General features: G+C 71.0%; 20 protein-coding genes. 11 read left to right on the top strand and 9 right to left on the bottom strand.

Translation table 11 applies throughout. The features are described 5' to 3' along the window. Positions 1-30 precede the first annotated feature (30 nt). Positions 31-813, bottom strand: a complete 783-nt coding sequence (locus AB0H78_RS31455; protein WP_363238073.1) for a class I SAM-dependent methyltransferase — start codon at positions 811-813, stop codon at positions 31-33. 11 nt (positions 814-824) lie between these two features. Next, positions 825-1,214, bottom strand: coding sequence for an anti-sigma factor antagonist (locus AB0H78_RS31450; protein WP_363238072.1), 390 nt, complete (start codon positions 1,212-1,214; stop codon positions 825-827). Between the two features lie 242 nt (positions 1,215-1,456). Here AB0H78_RS31450 and AB0H78_RS31445 point away from each other — a divergent pair, with 242 nt between their 5' ends. The 3 genes from AB0H78_RS31445 to AB0H78_RS31435 all read left to right on the top strand — a co-directional run bounded on the left by AB0H78_RS31445 (position 1,457) and on the right by AB0H78_RS31435 (position 3,876). Next, positions 1,457-2,767: a histidine kinase gene (locus AB0H78_RS31445; protein ID WP_363238071.1), complete on the top strand. Its 1,311-nt coding sequence runs from the start codon at positions 1,457-1,459 to the stop codon at positions 2,765-2,767. Continuing rightward, positions 2,731-3,378 (top strand): response regulator transcription factor, encoded by a 648-nt coding sequence (locus AB0H78_RS31440; protein WP_363238070.1) that lies wholly within the window; start codon positions 2,731-2,733, stop codon positions 3,376-3,378. Before AB0H78_RS31445 ends, AB0H78_RS31440 begins: the two co-directional genes overlap by 37 nt. Before the next feature lie 96 nt (positions 3,379-3,474). Beyond that, the gene (locus tag AB0H78_RS31435) at positions 3,475-3,876 is read left to right on the top strand and encodes a VOC family protein (protein WP_363238069.1); all 402 of its coding nucleotides are present in this window, start codon (positions 3,475-3,477) and stop codon (positions 3,874-3,876) included. 31 nt (positions 3,877-3,907) lie between these two features. Here AB0H78_RS31435 and AB0H78_RS31430 read toward each other — a convergent pair whose 3' ends face one another. Next, complete coding sequence (locus AB0H78_RS31430) at positions 3,908-4,804, bottom strand: sigma-70 family RNA polymerase sigma factor (protein ID WP_363238068.1); 897 nt, start codon at positions 4,802-4,804, stop codon at positions 3,908-3,910. 197 nt (positions 4,805-5,001) lie between these two features. Between AB0H78_RS31430 and AB0H78_RS31425 the strand changes: the two genes are divergently transcribed. The 4 genes from AB0H78_RS31425 to AB0H78_RS31410 all read left to right on the top strand — a co-directional run bounded on the left by AB0H78_RS31425 (position 5,002) and on the right by AB0H78_RS31410 (position 8,039). Continuing rightward, the gene (locus tag AB0H78_RS31425; RefSeq protein WP_363238067.1) at positions 5,002-5,499 is read left to right on the top strand and encodes a sigma-70 family RNA polymerase sigma factor; all 498 of its coding nucleotides are present in this window, start codon (positions 5,002-5,004) and stop codon (positions 5,497-5,499) included. Beyond that, on the top strand, positions 5,496-6,158 hold the full coding sequence (locus AB0H78_RS31420) for a hypothetical protein (RefSeq protein ID WP_363238066.1): 663 nt from the start codon (positions 5,496-5,498) through the stop codon (positions 6,156-6,158). The genes AB0H78_RS31425 and AB0H78_RS31420 overlap by 4 nt, the downstream gene beginning before the upstream one ends. Before the next feature lie 181 nt (positions 6,159-6,339). Beyond that, on the top strand, positions 6,340-7,323 hold the full coding sequence (locus tag AB0H78_RS31415; RefSeq protein ID WP_363238149.1) for a DMT family transporter: 984 nt from the start codon (positions 6,340-6,342) through the stop codon (positions 7,321-7,323). A gap of 41 nt (positions 7,324-7,364) precedes the next feature. Further along, the gene (locus AB0H78_RS31410; protein WP_363238065.1) at positions 7,365-8,039 is read left to right on the top strand and encodes a hypothetical protein; all 675 of its coding nucleotides are present in this window, start codon (positions 7,365-7,367) and stop codon (positions 8,037-8,039) included. A gap of 18 nt (positions 8,040-8,057) precedes the next feature. On the opposite strand, the gene AB0H78_RS31405 is transcribed toward AB0H78_RS31410, so the two are convergent. The 3 genes from AB0H78_RS31405 to AB0H78_RS31395 all read right to left on the bottom strand — a co-directional run bounded on the left by AB0H78_RS31405 (position 8,058) and on the right by AB0H78_RS31395 (position 10,119). Next, positions 8,058-8,465, bottom strand: a complete 408-nt coding sequence (locus AB0H78_RS31405) for a hypothetical protein (RefSeq protein ID WP_363238064.1) — start codon at positions 8,463-8,465, stop codon at positions 8,058-8,060. An 86-nt stretch (positions 8,466-8,551) separates the two neighbouring features. Next, a complete protein-coding gene (locus AB0H78_RS31400; RefSeq protein ID WP_363238063.1) occupies positions 8,552-9,115 on the bottom strand; it encodes a dihydrofolate reductase family protein in 564 nt (187 codons plus the stop codon). 56 nt (positions 9,116-9,171) lie between these two features. Then, the gene (locus AB0H78_RS31395; protein WP_363238062.1) at positions 9,172-10,119 is read right to left on the bottom strand and encodes a sigma-70 family RNA polymerase sigma factor; all 948 of its coding nucleotides are present in this window, start codon (positions 10,117-10,119) and stop codon (positions 9,172-9,174) included. A gap of 107 nt (positions 10,120-10,226) precedes the next feature. Between AB0H78_RS31395 and AB0H78_RS31390 the strand changes: the two genes are divergently transcribed. Next, complete coding sequence (locus AB0H78_RS31390) at positions 10,227-11,213, top strand: NAD-dependent epimerase/dehydratase family protein (RefSeq protein WP_363238061.1); 987 nt, start codon at positions 10,227-10,229, stop codon at positions 11,211-11,213. A 33-nt stretch (positions 11,214-11,246) separates the two neighbouring features. Here AB0H78_RS31390 and AB0H78_RS31385 read toward each other — a convergent pair whose 3' ends face one another. Continuing rightward, the gene (locus tag AB0H78_RS31385; RefSeq protein WP_363238059.1) at positions 11,247-12,377 is read right to left on the bottom strand and encodes a winged helix DNA-binding domain-containing protein; all 1,131 of its coding nucleotides are present in this window, start codon (positions 12,375-12,377) and stop codon (positions 11,247-11,249) included. 211 nt (positions 12,378-12,588) lie between these two features. On the opposite strand from AB0H78_RS31385, the gene AB0H78_RS31380 reads away from it, so the two are divergent. Next, a complete protein-coding gene (locus tag AB0H78_RS31380) occupies positions 12,589-13,272 on the top strand; it encodes a hypothetical protein (RefSeq protein ID WP_363238058.1) in 684 nt (227 codons plus the stop codon). 77 nt (positions 13,273-13,349) lie between these two features. On the opposite strand, the gene AB0H78_RS31375 is transcribed toward AB0H78_RS31380, so the two are convergent. After that, positions 13,350-13,823: a MarR family transcriptional regulator gene (locus tag AB0H78_RS31375; protein WP_363238057.1), complete on the bottom strand. Its 474-nt coding sequence runs from the start codon at positions 13,821-13,823 to the stop codon at positions 13,350-13,352. A gap of 78 nt (positions 13,824-13,901) precedes the next feature. Here AB0H78_RS31375 and AB0H78_RS31370 point away from each other — a divergent pair, with 78 nt between their 5' ends. Continuing rightward, complete coding sequence (locus tag AB0H78_RS31370) at positions 13,902-14,228, top strand: HGxxPAAW family protein (protein WP_363238056.1); 327 nt, start codon at positions 13,902-13,904, stop codon at positions 14,226-14,228. 11 nt (positions 14,229-14,239) lie between these two features. Here AB0H78_RS31370 and AB0H78_RS31365 read toward each other — a convergent pair whose 3' ends face one another. Next, positions 14,240-14,920, bottom strand: coding sequence for a TetR/AcrR family transcriptional regulator (locus AB0H78_RS31365; RefSeq protein ID WP_363238055.1), 681 nt, complete (start codon positions 14,918-14,920; stop codon positions 14,240-14,242). A gap of 107 nt (positions 14,921-15,027) precedes the next feature. Here AB0H78_RS31365 and AB0H78_RS31360 point away from each other — a divergent pair, with 107 nt between their 5' ends. After that, entirely contained in the window at positions 15,028-16,137 is a 1,110-nt protein-coding gene (locus AB0H78_RS31360) for an FAD-dependent monooxygenase (protein WP_363238148.1), read from the top strand. Positions 16,138-16,172: the final 35 nt, after the last annotated feature.

The raw sequence follows: 16,172 nt of genomic DNA, 5'->3' as shown, positions 1-16,172 counted from the left end.
CGAGCGTAAGCGACCCTCGGCCGCTTGTCCTCAGTCGCCGGACGGGGTCGATACCGGCTTGCGCGCCTCGACCAGGAACCGTGCCGTCGTGGCGACGAAGGGACCCTCCGCCTCGATCTGCTGGTGCAGCGACCGGAGTTGGGGCAGGTACTCCTGCACCGTGAAGCCCGGGACCATCCAGATCACCTTGCGCAGGAAGTAGACGACGGCCCCGATGTCGAAGAACTCCGTGCGCAGCTTCTCCAGACGCAGGTCCACCACTTCCAGACCCGCCCCCTCGGCCTCCGCCCGGGTCGCCTCCGGGTCGCGGCCCTTGCGGGCCTCGGGCAGGGGGCCCAGGAAGTACTCGACGAGTTCGAAGACGCTCGCGGGGCCGACCTCCTGCGAGAAGTACGTACCGCCCGGGGCCAGGACCCGGGCGATCTCCGTCCAGTACGCCTTCACCGGATGCCGGCTGACCACCAGGTCGAACGCCCCGTCCGCGAACGGCAGCGGCGGCTCGTCCGCGTCCGCGACGACCACCACACCCCGCGGGTGCAGCAGCGCCGTCGCCTTCGCGACGTTCGGCGGCCAGGACTCGGTGGCTGCCATGAGCGGCGGCAACTTCGGTACGGACGCGAGGACTTCACCTCCGCCGGTCTGGATGTCGAGTGCTGCGGACGCCCGCCCCATCCGCTCCCCCACCCCCTGCGCGTACCCCCACGAGGGGCGCTCTTCCGTGGCGCGGCCGTCCAGCCAGGAGAAGTCCCAGCCCGCCACGGATACGGAGTCGGCCTCGGCGACGAGCTCTTCGAACGATCGGTTCGCGGTCATGGGAGGGGAGCCTACGAAAGAGGCTGGTGCGGGATCCACCCGATTAAGGCATCCGCCACCGTCCCCACCACCCGGAAACTGTCGCCGAGTCCGGCCCCGCGAAGGATCCGCAGATGCCAGGGGTTCGTACACACCACGGCCATGGTGCCGTCCCTGGCCCGCACCCTCCTCCTGGCGCGGCAGAGCAGAGCCAGTGCGGAGCAGTCGATGAAGGTGGCGGGCCCGAGGTCGACGATGAGCCGGGCCCCTGGGAGTGCGGTTGCGGCATCGAGGTGTGGGCGGACGCCGGGGCCCGTGGCCACATCGATCTCTCCGTGGAACTCCACGACGGTGAAGCCGCTCACCACGTAGCTGAAGGCGCTTTGGCCGGAATCAGGCAACAGCCCCGGTAGATCTTTCACACCCACGGCAGTCCTCGCGCTAGCACGAATCGGGACAGCCGCCGAAGTCCAGGGCGACGCTCCTCACCATAGGAAGGCGGAGGCCGCAGAAACGTGCATGCTTTTAGCACTTCACCCGTGCAAGTGAAAATTAGCCAATGGTTCAGCGCAAGAACCCATTCATCTGCTAGCAGTCGCCCGCTCCCCGGAAAGGGGAGTTTTCACCACCGACACGGCCCGTCCGACCATCGGATACTGACGCCATGAGCGACAGCGAACACACCACGACGTGCACGGACTTCACCCTCCGAGGCGGCCTCATAGCCTTCCGCAGGTCCCTCGCCCTCAGCGGCCTCGCGCATCTGGCCTCCCTGCGTTCCCTCGCCGTCACCGCAGCCGTGTGGCTGGCCGGTCCCGGCCTGGGGCTCGTCCCGGCCGCGATGGCCGGCGTACGCAAACAGGCGGACCGGCAGCGGCAGGTGACCGCCGCGTGGTCAGGGGTCGAGATCCCCGCACCGCCCGGACCCCTGCCACCCGTCCCACCGGGCACCCATGGCCTGGCCGCCCGGTACGCATGGCTGGCCAGTGACCCGCAGACCCGGCGGGAGCGGCTCTGGGCCCGGCTGGAGCCGCTGGTCGGCGGGCCCCTCGCCTTCGTGCCGGCCGCGCTGGTGCTCAGCGGACTCTGGGGGCTCTTCCTCGCCGCGTACGGGGCGCAGCTCTCCCAGGGGTCCTGGAACAACGCCTGGTATCTCTTCTTCCCCGTCATGGGGTGGAAGACCGCGGCCCTGGCCGGGCTCGTCGGGGTCGTGCAGTTCCCCCTCGCCCTGTGGGCCGCCCCCAAAGTCGTACGCCAGCACGCCCGTTGGACCCGCAAGATCCTGACGCCCAGCGAGAAGGAGCTGCTGAACGCCCGGGTCAGGCACCTCGCGGAGACCCGCTCGGACGCGGTCGGCAACCAGATGTCGGAGATCCGCCGCATCGAGCGCGATCTGCACGACGGGGCGCAGGCGCGCCTGGTCGCGATGGGCATGACGCTGAACGCCGCCGAGCACCGGCTCTCGACCGACCCCGAGTCCGTACGGGAACTGCTCGTCGAGGCCCGCGAGTCGTCCACCAAGGCCCTGCAGGAGCTGCGCGACCTCGTCCGCGGCATCCATCCGCCGGTCCTCGCCGACCGCGGACTCGCCGATGCCGTACGGGCGTTGGCGCTCGGCAGCCCGCTCGCCACCGAGGTCGTCGCCGACCTCCCCGGCCGCCCCGATCTGCCCGTGGAGTCCGCCGCGTACTTCGCCGTCTCCGAGGTGCTGACCAATGCCACCAAGCACGCGAACGCCGATCGTGCCTGGATCGAGGTCGGTTACGATTCCGACCGCCGCGCCCTGCGGATCACCGTCACCGACGACGGCCACGGCGGCGCGGACGTGACCCGTGGCACCGGCCTGCGCGGCATCGAGCGCCGGCTCGCCACCTTCGACGGCGTACTGGCCGTGAGCAGCCCGCCGGGCGGCCCGACCCTGGTGACGATGGAGCTCCCGTGCGAATTGTCCTCGCCGAAGACCACTTCCTTCTGAGGGACGGCCTGATCCGCCTGCTGAAGGCGTACGGCCACGAGGTCGCCGCCGCCGTCGACAACGGCGAGGACCTGCTCGCCGCCCTCACCGCGGACCCCCGCCCCGACGTCGCCGTCGTCGACGTCAGGCTGCCGCCGGGCTTCAGCGACGAGGGGCTGAGGGCGGCCGTGGAGGCGCGGCGCCGGGTGCCGGGTCTTCCCGTACTGCTGCTGTCGCAGTACGTGGAGCCGCTGTACGCAAGGGAGTTGCTCGCCGGGGGCGGAGGCGGCGTCGGGTACATGCTCAAGGACCGGGTCACCGACGGCACCCAGTTCATGGACACCGTCCGCCGGGTCGCGGAGGGCGGGACCGCGATGGACCCGCAGGTCGTCTCGCAGCTGCTGGTGCGCAGGGACCGCGACGAGCGGATCGGGGCACTGACCCCGCGCGAGCGCGAGGTCCTGGAGTGGCTGGCGCAGGGGCGGTCGAACGCCGGGATCGCGGAGGGGCTCTTCGTCACGGAGAAGGCCGTCGCCAAGCACATCGGCAACATCTTCACCAAGCTGGGGCTGCTGCAGGGGGACAGCGACAACCGGCGGGTGCTGGCCGTGCTGGCCTATCTGGACCGCTGATACCGGCTCCCGTATGATCCACGGCAGCATCGCGTGCCGGCCGCCGCCTGGGCGGAGCATGGAGGTGCCGGGACATGCCTCTGGAGGCATCTCACCGTGCAGTCAAGTGACACAGCAGGATCCGTCCAGCTCAACCACACCATCATTCATGCCCGTGACAACCGGGCGTCCGCCGCGTTCCTCGCGGACATCCTCGGCCTCGAAGTAGGCGAGGAATGGGGGCCGTTCGTCCCCGTCGTCACCGCCAACGGAGTCACTCTCGACTTCGCCACTCTGCCCGACGGGCCGATCACCCCGCATCACTACGCCTTCCTCGTGCCCGAGGAGGACTTCGACGCGATCTTCGCCCGGATGTACGCGACGGGCGTCGACTATTTCGCCGATCCGCAGAAGCGGTACCCCGGCGAGATCAACCACAACGACGGCGGCCGCGGGGTCTATTTCATCGACCCCGCGGGCCACGCCATGGAAGTGATCACCCGCCCGTACGGCGGCTGAACCCTTCCGCGGCATCTACGCGATCACACGATCACGCGATCCGGGCGAGCTTCTCCGGGTTGGTCACGATGTAGATGCTCGCCACCTCGTCGGTCTCCGGAGCGAGTTCCAGGACGAGTACGGCGAAGAGCACATCCCCGCTGAACAGCAGTGCCGACGGGTCCCCGTTGACCCGTCGGTACTGGATGCGCGCATCCGGAATCTGGCGCCCGGAGCGGACCGCGAGCAGTCTGGCGACCTTCTCCCGCCCGTGCACCGGCCGGCGACCCGCCGCCGGGGCCTTGCCTCCGCCGTCGGCGAGCAGCGTCACGTCCTCGGCGAGGATCTCCAGGAGCGCTTCCAGGTCTCCGCCCGCGTTGGCGGCCATGAAGCGCTCGGTGACCTGCTGCCAGATCTGCGGGTCGGGCCGGTAGCGGGGGCGCCGCGCCTGTACGTGTTCCCTTGCCCGGTGGGCGAGTTGGCGTACGGCGGAGGGTGAGCGGCCCAGGATCCTGGCCGTCTCGGTGTGTGCGTACCCGAACACCTCGTGCAGGACGAAGACGGTCCGCTCCAGCGGTGTCAGCGTCTCCAGGACGACCATCAGGGCCATGGAGACGGAGTCGCTGCGGTCCGCGTCGGCCTCGTCGGTGCTCACCAGCGGTTCGGGGAGCCACGGACCGAAGTAGGTCTCGCGGCGGCGGCTGATCAGGTCCTTCCTGGCCAGCGCCTTGTTCACGGCGATCCGCACCAGATAGGCGCGCGGGCTCTCGATCGGCTGCGCGTCCGGGAACTCGTTGCGGCGCGACCAGGCCAGCCAGGTCTCCTGCAGGACGTCGTCGGTGTCGGCGACAGAGCCGAGCATGTTGTAGACGAGGGAGAAGAGCAGCTCGCGGTGTTCGACGTAGACCTCGGTGGGCGGGGCCGGCGGGATCAGCGGTCCTTCGGTCATGGTGCGTGCCTCCTGTAGCGGTCCCTTCTTGCCCACTGAGAGCGGAAGCGGAGCCGGAAATGTGACACCCCTTGTCCCGGCCCTCCGGGACCTCGTCCACTGGGGACGTGAAGGGGGACGAGATCCCGGAGATGGTCGAGGGTACGACGGGTCGTCCGGCAGGTAAGCGGATCGGGGCCCCCAAGCGTAGGAGGGGTGTGAAGCAGCTGGAATTCAAGGAGTTCTACCGGGCCGACCGGGATGTGTGCCTGCGGGCCGTCCTGGCGAGCGTGGGTGACCGGCAGTTGGCCGAGGATCTGGTGGCCGAGGCCTTCACCCGCGCATGGACGGGGTGGGCGAAAGTGAGCCGGCATCCGTCACCGAGGGCATGGGTCGTACGGACCGCGCTCAACACCCGCGTCACCTGGTGGCGGCGCAGGCGGCGGGAGGTGGCGCTGATCGGGGACCACGACCCCGCCGGGCCGCCCGTCACCGATGCCGCCCTTGATCCGGCGCTGCTGACCGCGCTGCGCCGACTGCCGCAGCGGCAGCGGGAGGTGGTCGCCTTCCGGGTCTTCCTGGACCTGGACACGGCGGGCACAGCCAAGGCCCTGGGGATCGCGCCCGGGACCGTGACCGCGCATCTGGCGCGGGCTGTTGCGGCGCTGCGCGGCGAACTCGTATCCGTACCACCGCAGCGGGAGGACCTGCCATGAGCGATGCCGAGACCAATCAACTGCTGGACACCCTGAGGGACTCACTGGACGACGTCCGTCTCTCCACCCCCGTCGAGGAGATCATCGCGGCGGGCCGGGCCCGCAGGCGCCACCGCAAGGTCGCGGGGGTGGCCACGGTCGCCCTGGCCGCGGGCCTCGCGCTCGGGGTCTCGACCCTCTCCAACCCGTCGACCGCGCCACCGTCGGACGCGACGTCCGGCACGGGGGTGCACATCCACACGGCCGCGTACACCGTGGACACCCAGAGCGACGGCACGGTCCACGCCACCTTCGACAAGCGGCGGTACTTCACCGACCACGCGGGCCTGCAGGCGGCGCTGCGCAAGGCCGGATTCCCCGTCCTCATCAAGACCGGCATCTTCTGCAAGGGGCCGCACGACAGCGGCAAGCTGAGCCCGGCGGGCCAGGGTGCAGGGGTGACGCGGGTGATGGAGGGCGTACGGGAGGACGACGGGCAGGTCACCTTCGTCTTCAAGCCGGAGAAGATGCCGGCCCACACCCAGCTGTTCATCGGCTACCTGAACGCGGCCCAACTGGCCGCCGTGCACAACAATCCCGGGTCCGTGGAGCGACTGGTCCCGACGAACCAGAAGCTGACATGCGACGCGGTGGCGCCGCCGGAGCACGTACGCCGGTAGCCGAGCCAATCCCTGGAGGGGGGAGCGGGATCAGGGGGCAGCCGCCGCGACCACTGCGGCGGCTGCCCTCTGCCGATGCGTCCCGTTGCACCGAGCCGAGCCACCCGTCGGGCGGAACCGGCGGAACCACTTACGCTGTCCGGGCCCGCAGACCCGATCCCCGTCGAGGAGCCCGATGAGCATGCCCGCGGCCCGCCGTGCCTGGCTGACCGATTTGCCCGTGCTGCTGGTCGCGGTGGTGTGGGGCTCCAGCTATCTCGCCGCCAAGGGGGTCACCACGACCCAGACCGTGCTGGCGGTTCTCGTACTCCGCTTCGGCATCGTGCTGCCGGTGCTCGGCGTCGTCGGGTGGCGGAAGCTCCGGGCGCTGAGCGGTGCACAGATACGCGGGGCCGGCGTGCTCGGGCTGATCCTGGCGGGGATCTTCCTGCTCGAGACGTACGGCGTCGTGCAGACCTCGGCGACCAACGCCGGGCTCATCATCAGCCTCACGATGATCTTCACGCCGATCGCCGAGAGCCGTATGCGCGGGACGAAGCTGTCGCGTGGATTCGTCGCCGCGGCCGGGCTCTCGGTGCTCGGTGTGCTGCTGCTGACGCAGGGCGCCGGATTCAGCGAACCCTCGCTCGGCGACCTGCTGATGCTGGGCGCGGCCGTCGCCCGTACGGTCCACGTCCTCGCGATGTCGCGGATGGCCTCGGTGCAGGACGCGGACGCGCTCTCGATGACCACGGTCCAACTGGGCAGCGCCGTCGTGGTGTTCGCGCTGCTTTCGGCCGCTCCCGGGACCGGGGGCACGCCCTGGGCGGCCGCCGCGGACTTCGGGGCGGGCGACTGGCTGGGGCTGCTGTATCTGTCGGCGTTCTGCACGCTCTTCGCGTTCTTCGTGCAGATGTGGGCGGTGCGCAGGACGTCGCCCTCGCGGGTCAGCCTGCTGCTCGGTACGGAACCGGTGTGGGCCGCGGTGGTCGGCATCGCGCTCGCCGGGGACCGGCCCGGCTGGCTCGGCTTCGTGGGCGCGGTGCTGGTCCTCGCGGGCACGGCATGGGGGCGTACGACCGCCGTACCGCAGGAGGCCGACGAGCCGTTGCGGGCGGACCGGCCGGACACCTCCTTGGAGTTGCAGGTCCTGACCGCCTCCCCGCACCCTGCCAACCCTCGGTAATCTGGAGATGATTGAGCTTCAGGGATGAGACGGGGGAAGTTGTGGACAAGCGTGCCGGTGCGATGGGGCCGGGGGTCGAGGGATTCGCTCCGTGGACCGAGCTGGACGACCATCTCTTCTATACGTGCGATGTCGTCCACGATCTCGTGGGCGGACGCCTCCCCGGAAGGACCCCGCTGCCGACGATGACGCGGCTGGAACCGGGCGAACTGTCCCTGGCCTCGGGGCCGGCGGCGCGCGCGACCTGGCGGGCGGTGGGCAACGGTTCGTACCGGCACAGCAGCAGCTTCGCCTTCGGCTCGACGAGCTTCGTGGTGGGCAGCATGGCCGCCGACGCCATCGGAAACGCCTCCCGGCGCAACCAGGCGGCGGCCAACGCACAGCCGCGCTGGGTCGGCGACGGACACGGCGAGGTCACCGTCACCGACCGGCGGGCCCACTTCGCGCATCCGCAGAACTGGCTGAACCTGAACTGGTCGGGGCTCGACACGGTGGACCTGGTCGCGCCGGACGTGTTCCAGTGCGCGTTCCACGAGAGCGGGGGCGCCGGGTATCTCACCATACGGCTGCACAGCCTGTGGGCGTCCCTGATCTTCGTGCTCGCCGCGCACTCGGCGTTTCCCGCGCATCCGCGGCTGCTGTCGGGCGGGTGGCTGCCGCCCGGTTTCGAGGCGAAGTGCGCGGCCGTGGGGCGGGTCTGCCCTCCGGTGCGATAGGGGCGGACAAGGGGGACTTCAGGGACAGAGGTACTCGGCCACGATCCGGTGCGCGTACTGATCGTCGGGGCCGAGTTCCTGGACTGCTCGACGCGCTTCACGCTCCCGGCCCGTCTCGCCCAGCAGCCGCAGAAGCGCGAACAGGGCGCCACGGTCACCGCCCTTGGCCCGGTCGCGCAGCGCCGCCTCCATCCCCTGCTCGCGAAACCACCGGTTGAGTCTCCGGCGTGCGTGGAGATCGTCGACGGCGAGCGCGGTGAGCTCCGTGAGCCGCCCCGCGCGGGCGAGCAGATCCATGTGCCACAGGTGGTTGCCGTGCGCGGAGGAGTCGGCGGAGCAGCACTCGGCGTGTGCGCTCACCAGCGCGATCGCGGTGTCCCAGTCCCCACGCTCTTCCGCTGCCCGCGCCTGCTCGAACCACTTCATGCGACGAGTATCACGCAGCGGCGCCGGACGCCTGGGGCCGCTGCACGGAGTGCATGCCATCCGTGCAGCGGCCCCTCGGGCGGGCGCTAGCGGGCAGCCCTCCGGCAGCGGGTGAGGACACCGGCGCCGACCTTTTCCGAGTCCAGGCACTCCAGGTCCCTGCTCGGGGTGCCGGCCGGGAAGAAGCTGTCTCCGGTTCCCAGGACGGTGGGGAGCATCAGCAGGCGGTACTCGTCGATGAGGTCCGCGGCCATCAGCTGCCGCACGATGCTCACGCTTCCGGCGACGATCACGTCGCGCTTCTCCTGCTTCACGGTGTCCAGCAGATCCCCTTCCATGACCTGGGAGTTGGACCACGCCGCGGTGTCGGCCCCGGTCATGGTCCGGGACGCGGCCAGTTTCGGTACGGCGTTCATCCGCAGCGAGAACGGGTCCTCGCGGGTGGGCCACAACTGCGCGAACAGCCCCCAGGTCTTGCGCCCGAGCAGCAGGACCCCGTCGTCCAGGGTGCTTCCCAGCCGGAACTTGTCCCCTTCGACCGCCTCGGGGCCGTGCCGGAACATCCAGCCGCCCGCCGGCGTGCCCTCGGATCCGTCCGGGTCGGACACGAATCCGTCCATGGTGATGTACGTGATGACGATGACGCTCACGATGAGTTCCCTTCGGTTCGGTGCTCACCGGTATGTACCGGCGCCGCCGCCCCGACTCATCGGTCCGGGTGAAAGGAATCTCCGGGATACGTGTGCGGAAGGTCCAGGGCGCCGAGAACGCGCGGGTCGGTGAAGACGACGTTGTGCGTCACGCGACCCCGTACGACCGTGAAGACCTGCAGGGTGTGCAGCTGGAGTCCGCCCGCGACAGGGTCCGGCGCGTACGCGGCGAGCGCGGGCTGACCGTTGGCGGTGAGCTCCCGCATACGCCAGCCGGGCCCGCGCATCTGGAACACGCGCTCGATGAACAGGCCGTACTCCCTGCTCCCCCGGTACCAGAGCGGGACCGGCGGCATCTCCAGGATCGCGTCGTCCGCCAACAGCCGTACCAGCGCCGGGACATCGGCCGCCTCGAAGGCCTGCACGTACTTCTGGATCACCGCGCGCACCTCGGGATCCCCCGGCTCGCGATACGAATCGGCACTGCCGGCGCCCGCCTCCGCGACGGTCGCACGGGCGCGCTGCAGGGCGCTGTTGACCGCCGCGACGGTCGTCTCCAGGTGCCCGGCGACCTCGGCGGCCGAGAACTCGAACACTTCGCGCAGCACCAGTACGGCACGCTGCCGCGCGGGCAGGAGCTGGGTGGCCGCCACCCAGGCGAGCCGCAGATCGGCCCGCGCCTCCACGTCGAACCGCGCGTCGGGAAACGGCTCCAGCCACGGCACATCGAGCACCGGCGCGAGCGGCGCCCCCGGATCGTCGCTCGGCGCCCCCAGCCCGGACGGCAGCGGGCGCCGCGCGCGCCCGTCCAGCGCGGTCAGGCAGGCGTTGGTCGCGATCCGGTACAGCCAGGTCCGCACGGACGCACGCGCCGGGTCGTACCGGTCACGCGCCTTCCAGGCCCGCAGCAGAGTCTCCTGCACCAGGTCCTCGGCCTCATGGAACGAGCCCAGCATGCGGTAGCAGAACGCCAGCAACTCGCCTCTGTACGGCTCGATTTCCACCCGCCCATCATGGCGCACACCACTGACAACCGCCGGAGCGCCCGGCGGGAGCTGCGCTCTCGGCGAAGCAGGTGGCCACGGACCCGCACCCGTGTTGGGGTGGGCTGATGGAGATCTTGATATTGGGCGGGACGGCATGGGTGGGCCGCGAAGTGTCGCGGCAGGCGCTGGCACGCGGTCATCGGGTGACCTGTCTGGCGCGCGGTGAGAGCGGGGAGGTCGCGGACGGCGCGACGCTGGTCGTCGCCGACCGGCGGGATCCTGCGGCGTACGACAGCCTCAAGGGCCGGGACTGGGATGCCGTGATCGAGGTGTCGTGGCAGCCGGGATTCGTCCGCGGGGCGCTGGCCGCGCTCGGCGGGCGGGCGCGCCACTGGTCGTACGTCTCGTCGGTCAGCGCGTATGCCTCGCATGCCCGGCTCGACGCCGACGAGTCGGCGGAACTGCTCCCGGCGGCCGACCAGGACGAGGTCGAACGCGAACAGTACGGGGAGGCCAAGGTGGCCTGCGAGGAGGCATCGACGGCCGCGGTGGGCGAGCGGCTCCTCATCGCGCGGGCCGGGCTGATCGGCGGCCCCGGCGACCACAGTTGCCGTACGGGGTACTGGGTCGCCCGCGCGGCCCGCGAGCCGCTGGCTCCGCTGCTGGTGCCGGCGTCCGACGGCATTTCCACCCAGGCGGTCGACGCACGGGACCTCGCCGCGTGGCTGCTCGACTGCGCGGAGAAGCAGACGACCGGAACGTTCGACGCGGTCGGCCCGATCGTGCCGTTCGGGGAGTGGGTCGCGATGTCGCGCGAGATCGGCGGGCACACCGGGCCCGTGGTGGAGGCCGACGAGGCGTGGCTGCTGGGGCAGGAGGTCGTGCAGTTCATGGGCCCGGAGTCCCTCGCGATGTGGATGGCCGACCCCGACTGGTCCGGTTTCAGCGCCCGAAGCGGCGCAGCGGCCCTCGCGGCCGGCCTGCGGCACCGCCCCCGGACGGAGCTGCTGGCGGACACCCTCAGCTGGGAGCGGGAGCAGGGCCTGGACCGGCCCCGCCGGGCCGGTCTCAGCAGCGAGCGCGAGCGCGCGCTCCTGGACGCGTTGCGGTAAGCACGCTGTATCAGCGCACTGCCCGGCCGGCGGTCAGGCCTTGACCGTCACCGTCTCGACTCCCGGGAGCCCCTTGTCCCACCAGTGCCCATAGCGTCCGTAGACCGCCGGATCCCGGTCGGCGAGCAGCGCCGTCAGCTTCTCCGCCTCCTCGGTCAGGGCCTGCCACGCCGTCTTGTCCAGCTTGTGGAAGGCAGTCAGTTCCAGGCCGCCTTCGACCGCGCGCCATACGCCGGCGACCCGGCCGTCGACGAGGAGGCACGGCAGCATGTCGCCGTTGACCCGGACGACCAGGCGCCGGTACTCCTCGGGCATCACCCGGCCGGGGACGGCGTGGGCCAGCAGCGTGCTGTCCCACATCGGCAGCAGCCTCGCCGGCGCCGGGGTGTCGTCGGCGGGCACCGTCGCCTCCGGCAGGTCGAACAGGGCGGCGCGGCCCGGGCCTTGCACCCGTACGAGCTGGTCGTCGAGGTCGTGCAGCGCCCGGGTGATCGTCGGGCGCGCCAGCAGGGTGTACCGGGCGAAGTCCTGCGCCGAGGCCGGCCCGAACGCCTTGAGGTAGCCGAGCAGCAGCCTCCGCGCCCCCGCGTCCGCATCCTGTGGGTCGGTCCCGGGGGCGGCGCGGTAGGCGTTCCGCTGCGCGAACGACCAGGGGCCTCCGGTCGGCGCATGGTGGACCGGCGCGTACGTACGCAGCGCCCACCACAAGCGGTGCGCGCCCTCGCCGAAGCGCCCGGCGAGCTCGGTCTCCATCTCCGCGCCGGTACGGGGAGTTGCCAGCAGCCCGGCGAGTTCCGGGAGCATCGCGTCGGCGTCCGCGTCGGTCAGCCCGGTCGAGGTGAAGCGGCGGTCGTACAGCCGTGAATCGCGCAGCCTGGCCACCATCGCCGCGTGGTACGGCGCGTAGTCGTCGGCGTGGACGGCGTGCAGGGTGATCCGCATGAGGGTGGCCTTCACGATCCGGCCGTCCGCGAATGCCGCGTCGAGATCCGCCGGGTCGAAGTCCCGCACGCGGTTCCAGAGCGCGAGATACGGCGAGGCCGGTGTCTGCGCCTGCAGAGCGCAGACCTGGCGTACGGCCTCGGTCACATCGAGGCGGCGGCGTTCGAGCAGCAACTGACGGTCCAGGGTGGCCAGAGCCAATTGGCGCGCGGTGAAGGTCACATCGGGATTATGCCGCCCGGCGACACCGGAGAACATGTGTGCGCACGTCGCCCTGTGCCACGCCCGCATCAATGTGCGTGATCGGTAACGGTACGGTACGGCGCGCGTGGAACCACCGGTTCCACGGGCACACTTCACCCGCAGTCATTCATTGATCAAGCGCATTGCACCGCGCGTGCGCTCGAGTTCGGGGGATCATCCAATGCGAGCCATGCGCAAAAGCATGAAGCTGTACGTCCTGGGCGCGGTCGTCGCGACCGCCCTGACCGCCACCGCCTGCGATCCGAGCAGCGGCGACAAGAAGGCCGACGACAAGTCGAGCGCGCCCGCGTCCGCTCCGAGCAAGCCGGGCAAGACCACCGGCGCCGGAACCACGGGCACCGCCACGACGCCCACCACCCCCCAGCCCAGCAAGGGCGGTTCGGGCGGCGGGTACAAGTACGCGAACCGGCAGAAGCCGCCGAGCACCATGGTCTGCGAGCACGGCGGTCAGGGCCCGTACGGGTCGATCGAGTCCGTCAACTTCGGCGGCGAGAGCCCCAACACGGTGATCGGCCTCGTCCTCGGCTCCTACGAGTGCGTCGGCGGCGACGGCGCTCCCACCTTCACGCCGAACAGCGCGACCGGTGCCGCGACGGACGTGCTCCTCGACGACGCGCACCTCAAGGTGGTCGTGGGCGGCGACCTCGCGAGCAAGCTGGGCACCAAGACGCCGTCCGCGAGCAAGTTCGTCGACCAGCTCGCGAAGATGCAGGACAGCGGCCAGCTCAAGGGCCGCAAGGCGCCGCAGTTCTACTTCCGTCTCGACACCCCGTCCGACGACGTGAACACCACGCCGGACGACAACACCCACGTCATCTACCTGTACCAGCTCATCCTCACCGACGGCAGCTGACACCGGTCGCGCACGTCTCGGGCCCGGCACCCCCTGAGGGTGCCGGGCCCGACTCACGTACAGCACAGGGAACTTGGCTAGCACGACCCGTCGAGGTACGAGCGCGCCAGCGCGCCCGCGCGCGTCAGCCAGTCGGCCACCACGGCCATCTCGGCCGGCGAGTACTCCGCGCAGAGCTCGGCGAGGAGCGCGTCATACGGGCCGTAGACCGCGCGCACGCGTTCGGCGGCCGCCGGGACGGCGGTGACGAGCACACGGCGGCGGTCCGTGGGGTCCGGCGCGCGGGTCACGAAGCCGCCGCCCTCAAGGCGGTTGAGGATTCCGGTCACCGCTCCCGTCGTGACCTGTGCACGCCCGGCCAGATTGCCGGCGGTCACCGGGGACCCGTCGGCCTCCAGGACGTGCGCGAAGCAGATGAGGTCCTTCACGCTCAGCCCCAGGTTCCGGGCGAACTCCTGGCGGCCGATGAGGTTCGTCGCGACGAGATCGTCCAGCGCGCCGATCGCGGTTGCTGCGGCGGCAGTTGGGCGAGGGCTGGGCTTGCCGGCCATTGAAATCCCTTAGTCCGTAAGATAAATTCCTCACTTGCTAAGACATCCTACGGCTGCCGGACGCAAGGAGACAGACACGTGAGCGCACACGACGAGGGGCACACGATCGCGGGCTGGACCGGGTGCGCGGTCGCGACGGCCGGAACGGTGGTCGCCGGGGTGGGAGTCATCGGCTGGCGGCCGGGGATCTGGCTGGGGGCGGCCCTGTTGACGGCCGCCGCACTCGCGACGTGGTGCCTGCACCTGGCGGGCTGGGGCAAGCCGCCCGCCCGGCGCCCCTTCGATCAGCGCGGACTCATGGTGCGGGACCGCTCCGCGCGGGCGGGGCACGCGGACTGCCTCGGGTGCCGGATGGCCGGGCGGGGCGGGCGGGGCGAGAACCTCCCGTCCGACGTGGCAGGTTGAGGACCCGGACGTCACTTCGAGACGCGGGCCTCGATGCCGTCGAGCAGGAACTCCAGGCCCAGACGGAAGGTCTCGTCGGCATCCAGGTGGGCGGCATCGTGCACCATCCTGGAGAGCGCGGGGAACCGGCCGGTGGCGAGGGTCCGCTCCAGGTACGGACCGAGTGACCGCTGCCAGCCCTCCTCGTCCACCCCGGTGGCGCGCTCGGCACGCCGCTCGGCGATCTCGCGGCGTACGGCACCGGTCACGTACGCCGTGACCGCATTGGTCACCGGCATGACGTCGTCCACATCGACACCGTCCAGCGCGGCCGCCACGACCTCGCCCCTCGCCAGCGCGTGCGGCCCGAGCTGCGGACGGCCCCCGAGGAGATCGGCGAGCCACTCGTGCTCGTGGGCGGCCTGCCGGGTGGTCTCGGCAAGAGAGCGCAGCATCTCCCGCCAGCCGTCCCCGGCCGGCCGGATCTCGGCGTGGACCGCGTCGACCATCAGGTCGAGCAGCTCGTCCTTGCTCGCGATGTAGCCGTACAGCCGCATCGGCCCGGCGCCCAGCTCGGTGGCGACCTTCCGCAGCGAAACCGCCTCCAGACCGTCCGCGTCGGCCAGCCGGATCGCCGCCCGCACGATCCGCTCCCGGCTCAGCGGGGCCTGCGCCGGACGACTCGGAGGCTCCGGCCTCTCCCACACCACCATGCCGCTGACAGTACATCGCATCGAGCGATACGGTGTATTGACCAATACGGCGTATCGAGGAAGCGGGAGACACCACCATGCCCATGCCCATGCCCATGCCCATGCCCATGCCCATTGCCATCGTCGGAGCCGGGCTCGGCGGCCTGGCGCTCGCCCGGGTGCTGCACATCAACGGGATAGCCGCCGTCGTCTACGAGCGCGAACCCTCACGCGGTGCGCGCGGCCAGGGCGGGATGCTCGACATCCACTCCGGCCAGCGGGCACTGCGCGAGGCCGGTCTGATCGACGAGTTCTACGAGATCGCCCGCGGCGAAGGCCAGGACATGCGCCTCCTCGAACCGGACGGCACCCTGCTGCTCCAGGAGGACACCCCCGACGACGCCCCGCTCGACCGGCCCGAGGTCGACCGCGCCGACCTGCGCAACCTGCTGCTGGACTCCCTCCCCGAGGACACGGTGCGCTGGGGCCACGCCTTCACCTCCGCCGGCGACGGCGTGCTCCGTTTCGCCGACGGCAGCAGTGCGGCGTACGACCTGCTGGTCGGCGCGGACGGCGCCCAGTCCCGGGTCCGCCCGCTGCTCACGGACGCCCGCCCGGTGCACATCGGCCAGAACGTCGTCGAGGTCGGCATCCCCGACATCGACCGCACGCACCCAGACCTCGCGGCGATGGTCGGGCGCGGCAACTACTGGGTGCTCGGCAACGGAATCTCCCTGGGCGCACAGCGCAACGGCGATGGCCGCGTCCGCATCGGCGTCAGCTTCTACAACACCCCCGAGGACTGGTTCGCCACGAGCCGGATCCCCTTCGACGACCCGGCCGCCGCCCGGTCACGGCTGATCGAACTGCTCCCTGGCTGGGACGCACGGCACACGGCACTGATCGCGGCCTGCGACGACACGGTCGTACCGCGGTCGCTCACCACGCTCCCGGTCGGCCTGACCTGGCCGTCGTCCCCGGACGTCACCCTGATCGGCGATGCGGCGCACCTGATGCCGCCGGTTGGGCAGGGCGCCAACATGGCACTGCTGGACGGGGCGTTGCTGGGCCTCGCGCTGGCCGCGCATCGCGATGACTTCCCGGCGGCGGTGGCGGCGTACGAACGCGAGATGTTCGAGCGCGCGGGCGCTGCCGCCCGGATGTCGGCGGACATGCAGGAGCTGCTGATGTCGCCGGACGCCGCGCAGCGGCTGCTTGCGTTCTTCCAGCCGGGGTGAGGCACCCAAGCATATTGCTACACCTTTTGCTACTC

This window comes from Streptomyces sp. NPDC050738 (genome assembly GCF_040654175.1).
In the GTDB taxonomy this organism is placed as follows: Bacteria; Actinomycetota; Actinomycetes; order Streptomycetales; family Streptomycetaceae; genus Streptomyces.
This window is presented reverse-complemented; position numbering and strand designations above follow the sequence as displayed.